The following is a 9,409-nucleotide window of genomic DNA, read 5'->3' as shown; positions in this document are numbered from 1 at the left end:
AAAAATGCAAACATCATACATTGTGAACCACAACTAAAAATTTTATATGAAATTTATGATTTATTCACACCAAACCCCGATATTGAGTGATCAATTACTTTGTGTATGATAAAAAATGCACTCCCACTAACTACTTTTTTTCTTAGCCCTTCGTGTTACTCTCCAGACTAACATTGTTTGCCATGCATAGCAAGCAATGGATTAAAAGCTTCTTTAGTAAAGTTTACAGAATCAAATTTCAAACCACTCTATATGAAACAGCGATACTTTACATTATGGATGCTCTCGCAACGCAACCACTTAAAATCCAAACCTCAGAAGAAGGTGCTTGGCATCCTTCTGGCAGCCGCCTGCTTGGCTCAAGGCCCAGTACAGGCCGAAGCTTATTATAATGGCCCCAGTCCGTTTGCAACAGCAGCTGTTATGGCCTCAACCCCTATACAAGGCGTAGAAATTAGGGGAAAGGTAACAGGAGACGACGGACAAGGAGTGCCTGGCGCGACTGTCATGGTGAAAGGAACTACAGTAGGAACTGCTACAGATGCTGATGGCAATTTCTCTTTAAGAGCTCCAAATGGAACAGGAACACTGATCGTTTCTTACCTTGGCTATAAGCAGCAGGAAGTCCCGATAAACAATCGCGGCGTTATTAATGTTCGACTTGTTACAGATGCAAAAGCCCTTGAGGAAGTAGTAGTAGTAGGTTATGGCACCCAGGAACGGGCTGACATAACAGGTGCCGTTTCATCGGTACAAGGCGATGCACTTGAAAGAATCCCTACTCCTTCGGTAGCACAGGCTTTACAAGGACAAACAGCAGGTGTACAGGTTACATCAAATTCTGGTTCTCCTGGTGCTGGGTCGAGCATACGCATTAGAGGTGCTGGTACTATTGGTAACAACAACCCGCTCTACGTGGTGGATGGCGTTCAGATAGAAGGAAACATTAACTACCTTAACAGTAACGACATCGCCTCTATCGAAATTTTAAAGGATGCTTCTGCCACTGCTATCTATGGTTCAAGGGCAGCCAACGGTGTAGTAGTAGTTACTACCAAAAAAGGTAAAGCAGGGTCGTCTGAAGTTAATTTCAACGCTTACACAGGCGTGCAGACAGCCTGGAGAACACTGGATATGACCAATGCAGCAGAATATGCAACGCTGGATAACCTGGCTAGGCAGGCTGGAGGTCTTACAACAAATCCTGCGTGGACAAACCCAGAGACTTTAGGAGAAGGCACTAATTACCAAGATGAATTATTTAGGACAGCTCCTATTCAAAATTATCAGCTATCTTGGTCTGGCGGTAGCGAAAACTCTACACTATACGTATCGGGAGGCTACTTCCAGCAGGATGGTATTGTAATAGGCAGTGATTTTGAGCGCTACACGTTCCGCGTAAACACCGACCATAAAATCGGAACCAGAGTAAAAATCGGAAATACCCTACAGTTAAGTACTACAGAGGAAGCACTAATCCCGAACAATGAGGATTTGAATACAGGCGTGCTGTCTCGCGGTATCCGTCAGTTGCCAACTGTACCTGTTCGCAATCCAGATGGTTCTTTTGCAGGTCCTACAAGTAACTTTGAAGGTGAGTCTGAAAACCCAGTTTGGCTTGCATTAGAGTCTTACAACACGAACAGAAACTACCGTATGCTGGGTTCTGTTTACGGAGAGGTGGAAATCTTAGAAGGCTTGTCTTTCCGCTCAAGCTTTAACTTAGACTTTAACTACTTTAGAAATCAAAACTTCGATCCTTCCTATGCTATCGGTAACAGAGTCTCTACTGCCAACCAGCTAAGTGTAAACAACAGCACCAACAGAAATTGGCAGTGGACAAACCTCTTTACTTATAACAGGAGCTTTGGCCAGCATGATCTTGATATACTTGCTGGTATTGAAGCACAGGATAACTACTACCAAAATGCTCTTGCCAGAGGCGGCGGCTTCCTTAAGAACGCTGATATCCAGTTTTTAGACCAGGCAACAACTAACTTCTTTGTAAGTGGTGGTGCAAACGAATCTGCTATTTTCTCTCAACTAGCCAGAGTAAACTATTCCTTCGGAGACAGATATCTCTTTACAGCAAATGTTAGAAGAGATGGTTCCTCTAAATTTGCTAACAACCGATACGGTGTATTTCCTTCTGCTTCCATCGGCTGGAGAATTTCTGAAGAAAACTTCTTCAGAGACAATGTAGCTTTCATGAGCAACCTAAAGCTGAGAGCCAGCTGGGGACAAACAGGTAACCAAAATATATTTAGTAACTATCCGACCTATGGTGTTATCCAAGGTGGTGGCCGATATGCACTCGGCAGTGATCAGATTCAGGTTCCAGGCTTCTTCCAGGGCACCCAAGTTAACCCTGATATCAGATGGGAAACGACAGAACAACTTAACTTTGGTTTAGAGTCTGGTTTCTTTAATAACAAACTAACTTTCTCGGCAGACTACTTTGTAAAAACCACGAAAGATTTGCTGCTGCAATTACCTATTCCTGCAAGTACTGGCCCTACTGCTGCTTTTACTAATGCTGGTTCTATTCGTAACAAGGGCCTAGAGCTTGCCCTTGGCTACCGTAACATGGACAATGCCTTTGGATACGGATTTGGCTTGAACTTTACCACGATTGAAAATGAGGTACTGGATCTGAACGGTTTAGTTCTGGCACAACCTTTCAACCGTACACAGGAAGGTATGCCAATTGCGCAGTTCTATGGCTTCCAAACGGCTGGAATTATCAGAACACAGGAAGAACTGGATGAGGTAAGGCTAGTACAGCCAAATGCTGAGCTAGGGGATGTAATTTTCGTTGACCTTGATGGAGATGGTCAAATAGATAGTGATGACAGAACCTTTATCGGCAACCCGCTACCAGATTTCACAGCTGGTCTTACGGGAGAGTTCACCTACAAAAATTTCGATCTAAACTTCCTGCTCAACAGCAGCTTTGGTAACGAAATCTGGAGTGCCATCGCACTATACGGCTACTCTGATGCCCCAGGTAACAAGTTCTCTTCAATGATCAACAATACTTGGACAACTGATAACCCGAATGCAGAATACCCAAGACTGATTGCTGGTGACCCGAATAACAACCTCAGACCAGACTCTGACAGATGGATCAGAGATGGATCTTTTGTTCGATTGAAGAACCTGCAACTAGGCTACAATGTACCGGCAGCTATTTCTGAAAGAATCAAAGTTTCTCGCTTAAGAGTGTATGCAAGTGCTGCTAACTTGGTTACATGGACAAAGTATGACGATGGATTCGATCCAGAAATCGGTTCTTCCAGGTTCCTTGAAGGTCAGTCTAACAGTGTACTTGAAATAGGCGTCGACCGAGGTTTCTATCCGCAGTCAAGAACATTCTTATTCGGGATAAACGTAGGTTTTTAAATTTTTGTCTTAACTCAAAAAAATCATGATAAATATAAGAAGAACGATCTATCTGTCCCTCATGGCTAGTGGGGTAGTGGCTGGTAGTTTAGTATTGCAGGCCTGCGATGAGGATTTCCTGGATAGAAGACCGCTGTCCGAATTAACAACTGCCAACTTCTATACTTCAGCTGATGATGCGCTAGCTGCCCTAAATGCTGCTTATGACCCTTTGCAGTGGGATGTTCACTCTCGCATGGACTGGATTATGGGAGACGTAGTAGGCGGTGATACTGACAAGGGAAGTACCGATGACCAGGATGAAATTTACATCCGCCAACTCCAGTACTTTACACACACATCAAACTTTGAGCAATTAAATGAGTGGTGGAATCAGTCGTACGATGGTGTGTACCGGGCAAACCTGGTACTGGAGCGTGTTCCTCCCATTGACATGGACGAAAGGTTAAAAGCAAGGATCTTGGGTGAAGCCAAATTCCTGAGAGCGCAGTATTACTTTGATTTAGTAAAAGCTTTCGGACGCGTTCCACTCATCACGAGAGTGCTTAACCCTGATGAGGTTTTCGTTCCACGTCCTGAGACCATTGACGAGAACTGGAACCAGATAGAGCAGGATTTGAGAGATGCTATTGAGGTACTTCCTGAAACTTATGGAGGCTCCGACGTAGGTAGAGCAACCAAAGGTGCTGCGCAGGCACTTTTAGCTAAAAGCTTGCTTTGGCAGTCTACCCCTGAAGGATGCTCACAAACACCTTGGGCTACACAGGACCAGTATCAGGAGGTAGCAGACTTAACAAATGCCATCATCAACTCAGGCAACTACAGATTGTTAGAAGATTTTGAAAGTGTGTTCCTTCTGGAAGGAGAGAACAGCGCGGAAATTGTGTTCTCTGTGCAGGGCGTAGGAGGCACAGGTGGCTGGGCCAACGAAAATGACGGCTTGGCCCTTAACCAGTGGCTTTCACCCCGTACAAGTGATATCTCTGGCTGGGGTTTCAGCACACCAATCGGACCTAGAACACCTGATAACTACAGTGGCAACCCGAATAGCAGAGTAAACAACATTTACGAAGCCTTTGAACCTTGTGATCCTCGTCTGGAATATTCTATCCTGGAGCCAGGAGATGAAATTAATGGCTTAACGTATGACGAGACCTGGTCGCGCTCTAATTACAGCATTCAGAAATTTTTGATACCTGAGTCTGATATAACGGGCCCTGCTAACTCCCCTCTCAACATAACGCTTATTCGCTATGCTGATGTACTTCTATGGAACGCGGAAGCGCTAAACGAGCTTGGCAGAACAGAGGAAGCGCTGGCGTCGCTAAATGAGGTTAGAAGACGTGCACGTGAGAGTATGGCAGGAGCAACTTGCCCACAGCCTATCACTAGCGTATCACAGGCACAGCTTCGCGAAATTATCATGAATGAGCGCCGCAAAGAACTCGCTTTTGAAGGACATCGTTTTTATGACCTTGTTAGAACTTGTAAAGCGGCTGAAGTGCTGATTCCGATGGGAAGACCGTTCAAGGTTGGTGTAAACGAGCTGTTGCCTATACCTCAGGCCGAAATCGACAGAAACCCAGCCCTGCAGGGTGACCAGAACCCAGGTTTCTAATCATGTAAATTTATAGGCGGAGCTACATCAGGTTCTGCATCAGAAATAAGAAAAAAGGATCGCTGTTAGTGATCCTTTTTTCTTATTTTTAACTTATTGACTAAATAATGGACTGATGAAAAACATCACTCATAAATATTTTATACTGTATCTGTCTGTCATTTGTGGCCTGATGTTGTTTGGCTGTGATAAAGATGAAGCTCCTGACTTTGTGAACAGTACTCCATCTAGTATGACAGCCGTGGTAAACGGTGCTGATTGGAAAGCTACAAGTGGTAACTACAAGCTAGGAACACGCGTGATAAACAATGGTGCAAGTGCGTTTCTCGGCTCTAGCGACACGCTGACTATTATAGGGGTGCAGGTGCAGGGAACCGACACAACGGCAATCGTACTTTCTGTAAAGCTTACCACTGACAGAGTAGGTTCTTATCGGTTTAGGAGCAATGCCACCAGCAACGGGAATGCATACTTTGTACATGGTTTCTCAACTGCAGCACTACAGGAAACAAAAGAGAAATATAATGGTGGAATTACCAATGGCGAACTGCGAATCACACAGTATGATGCCGCTAACTATAGAGTAACTGGCGACTTTGCGTTCAGTATGTCCGCTTCAGGAGAAACAACTTATACGGCCGTTGCCGGCAAAATTCAAAATGTTACTTTTTAAGCGGCAGTTATGTTTTCAAGTCAGAAAAAATGAACATACCACCAGATGTAGGCATCAATACTAAGATGCATTTACCAATACACGCACGTTAACCTTCAGAGCTTAAGCTATACCTGCCATGCCCTCGATTACCCTTCGTTTGCCCACTCCTCTCAGAGTTCTGATGCTTTTCTTCGCCTTGTTGGTCTTAACTAATTGCAGCCAGGAGGAAAAAATGTTTGAATTAAAATCTTCATCCGATACAGGTATCACTTTTCAGAATAAGCTTACATCCAACGATTCTATTAATCTTCTCAACTTCGAATACTTCTATAACGGGGGCGGTGTAGCGGTTGGTGATGTAAACAACGACGGCCTTCAAGATATTTTCTTTACGGGGAATATGGTACCTAGTAGGCTATACCTGAACAAGGGCGACATGAAATTTGAGGATGTAACGCAGCAGGCGAATGTGGAAACAGCCAACTGGGCAACAGGAGCATCCATGGTAGACATCAACAACGATGGCTTGCTGGATATCTACGTCTGCATGTCTGGGTACAAGGATCCGAATCGCAGGAAAAACCTCCTGTTTATAAACAAAGGCTTAAATGAAGACAAAATGCCTCTGTTCGAGGAAGAGGCAGAAAATTATGGATTAGCCGATACAGGGTACAGCACCCAGGCTGCATTCTTCGACTATGACCTCGACGGAGACCTGGATGTATACATCGCCACGGTAAACCGCGCAGATATAAACCCAAACGTGATTGCCTCTTCTAGGCCTAGCAAAAGCAAGAATTCAAGCGTAGACCGGCTGTACCGTAACAACGGGAACAATACATTCACTAACGTGGCTGAAGACGCAGGTATCATGAAAGAAGGCTATGGCTTGGGGGTGGGGATTGGTGACCTGAACCAGGATGGCTGGCCAGATATCTATGTTTCGAATGACTTTATTTATGACGACCTGCTCTACATCAACAACCAGGATGGCACATTCACCGAAAGCATTCGCAGTTACCTAAAGCATACCAGCCACTTCGCTATGGGCACGGATATAGCCGACTTCAACAACGATGGTTTACCAGACATCATCACTGTCGATATGATGCCTGATGATAGCAGGCGACAGAAACTCATGAACGGCGTGAAAAATTACGATGAATTTCAGCTAGCGCTTCAGCGAGGCTACATGCCGCAGTATGTCCGAAACACGCTACAGCTAAATAATGGCAACGGCTCTTTCAGCGAGATCAGCCAGTTAGCAGGAATACATTATACCGACTGGAGTTGGAGCCCTTTGTTTGCCGATTTTGACAACGATGGCACCCGTGACTTGTTCATAACAAATGGCATACGGAAAGATATCACCCATCTCGATTTTGCTACCTATTATGTTACACAAGCCAGATCCAGTTTCGGGAACAAAGGCACCGAAAACCATTTGGTGAAGGTAGCCGAAACAATGGAAGGAGTTAAAAAGCATAACTTCATGTACCGCAATAACGGCGACCTAACCTTCACCGATGAATCAGCGAACTGGGGCTTAGCACAGGAATCTTTTTCAAGCGGAGCTGCCTATGCCGATCTGGATAATGACGGAGACCTTGATATTGTGATCAGCAACGTGGATGACGAGCCGTTTGTGTACCAGAACATGCTGTCGGAGCAAGAGAAAGGCAAGAAAGAGGGTGCAGAAAACAGAAACTATCTCCGAATAAAATTTGAAGGCGCAGCTGCAAACAAAGCAGGTATAGGCGCAAAAGCAGTATTACGGTATGCCGACAAGATGCAGGTGGGGGAGCAGTATCCTTTCCGAGGGTTTCAGTCAACAGTAGAAAATACGTTGCATTTTGGCTTAGGCGCAACAGAGCAGGTAGATGTGCTGGAAATTACATGGCCTGACGGAAGGTATCAGGCACTGCATAACGTAAAGCCAAACCAGGTACTCACAGTTAGCTATCAGAATGCGAAGGAAAAGATGCAGGAGGAGGCGGTAGAAAACCATGATTCCTTTTTTAAAGAAGTTACAGCAGCTGTAGGCATAGCTTATAAAGATCAGAACCAGGAGTATGTGGATTTTAAACTGCAGCCGCTCCTACCCCACAAGTACTCCCAAAACGGCCCAGGAATTTCGGTTGGCGATGTAAACAACGATGGGTTGGAGGATTTTTATGTTGGTGGCAGTGCCTCTCATAGCGGCACGTTGTTTCTGCAGGGCAAAAACGGCAGCTTTACATCAAAAGCGCTTTCAGTAGAAAATAAATTGGCAGAAGACATGGGCAGCCTGTTCTTTGACGCAGACGATGATGGCGACCTGGACCTTTACGTGGTGAGCGGTGGAAGCAAGTATGCTCTAGGAGACAAAGCTTACCAGGACCGGTTATACATGAACGACGGTAAGGGAAACTTTACTCTTGATGCCAGTGCATTGCCACAGATAACTGCAAGCGGATCTTGTGTAACAGCGGCAGATTATGACAATGACGGTGACTTAGACCTTTTTGTTGGAGGAAGGGTACACCCCAGGGAATTCCCGTTGCCAGCTCAAAGCTATATTCTTCAGAACAACGGCGGCAAGTTTAAAGATGTGACTCAAACGGTTGGTCCCATGCTCTCCGACATAGGTATGGTTACTTCTGCGCTATGGACAGATTTTGACAACGATAACGCGGTAGATCTAGTGGTGGCAGGAGAGTGGATGCCCCTAACGTTTCTGAAGAATGTAAATGGAAAGCTGCAAGATGTTACCGCCAGCACAGGACTTAGCGGCACACACGGTTGGTGGAACAGCCTGGCAGCTGGTGATTTTGATAATGACGGAGACATTGATTTTGTAGCTGGAAATTTGGGCCTTAACTCTAAATTCAAGGCTTCGGTGGAGCAGCCTGTTCAGGTTTATGCCAAAGATTTTGACAACAGTGGAACCACAGATGCGGTCATGACGCACTATATTCAAGGGAAAAAGCAACTTGTGCATGGTCGCGACAACATGACAGACCAAATGGTGTCTATGCGCAGGGAGTTTAGGAGCTATGAAGACTATGCCAGCAAATCTTTTGATGAGATATTCACAGCAGAAAGGCTGAAGGGGGCTTATGCTGTAAAGAGCGAAAACTTCAGCACCAGCTATATTGAGAACCTGGGTGATGGGAAATTTAAAGTCACAGCATTACCCATGCGCGCGCAATTCGCACCCGTGTGTGGTATTACCGTGAATGACTACGACGGCGACGGTAACCTAGATATGCTGTTGGTCGGCAACTCCTATGCAACAGCGGTGGTGGTAGGACGGTACGATGCCTTTACAGGCTTATATCTGGAAGGAAATGGCAAAGGTCAGTTTTCGCCAGTGAATGTGAACAGGAGTGGCTTTATGATAGATACCGATGCCAAAGGCATGGCCGAAATCAATACGGCAAGTGGTTCCCCACTGCTGTTGGTTGCTTCTCATAAGGATAGTCTAAAGGCATACAGTAGTGCGGCACATGCAGTGCCTTTACAAGCCTTTTCTATCTTGCCCTCAGATGTCTATGCCACCATTACACTGGCAAACGGGAAAAAAAGAAAGCAGGAATTCTACTTCGGATCCGGATATCTTTCCCAATCTTCCCGAACGCTGTGGCTTCCAGCGGGCACTAAATCTGTGCAGATAATTGACAGGGCTGGCAAGGTGCGTACAGAAATAAACGGCAGCAGGCAAGCAAACTTGGCTGCTACCGACTAAAGCGATA

At 45.4% G+C, this 9,409-nt stretch carries 4 protein-coding genes; all 4 read left to right on the top strand.

Annotated features, from left to right (window positions below; translation table 11 throughout):
• Positions 1 to 252 precede the first annotated feature (252 nt).
• The 4 genes from LN893_RS01340 to LN893_RS01325 all read left to right on the top strand — a co-directional run bounded on the left by LN893_RS01340 (position 253) and on the right by LN893_RS01325 (position 9,402).
• On the top strand, positions 253 to 3,402 hold the full coding sequence (locus LN893_RS01340) for a SusC/RagA family TonB-linked outer membrane protein (protein ID WP_229967518.1): 3,150 nt from the start codon (positions 253 to 255) through the stop codon (positions 3,400 to 3,402).
• 25 nt (positions 3,403 to 3,427) lie between these two features.
• A complete protein-coding gene (locus LN893_RS01335) occupies positions 3,428 to 5,020 on the top strand; it encodes a RagB/SusD family nutrient uptake outer membrane protein (protein WP_229967517.1) in 1,593 nt (530 codons plus the stop codon).
• Positions 5,021 to 5,135: 115 nt separating this feature from the next.
• Entirely contained in the window at positions 5,136 to 5,693 is a 558-nt protein-coding gene (locus LN893_RS01330; protein ID WP_229967516.1) for a hypothetical protein, read from the top strand.
• Positions 5,694 to 5,811: 118 nt separating this feature from the next.
• A complete protein-coding gene (locus LN893_RS01325) occupies positions 5,812 to 9,402 on the top strand; it encodes a VCBS repeat-containing protein (RefSeq protein ID WP_229967515.1) in 3,591 nt (1,196 codons plus the stop codon).
• Positions 9,403 to 9,409: the final 7 nt, after the last annotated feature.

It is taken from the genome of Pontibacter harenae (assembly GCF_020907245.1).
Taxonomy (GTDB): Bacteria; Bacteroidota; Bacteroidia; order Cytophagales; family Hymenobacteraceae; genus Pontibacter; species Pontibacter harenae.
This window is presented reverse-complemented; position numbering and strand designations above follow the sequence as displayed.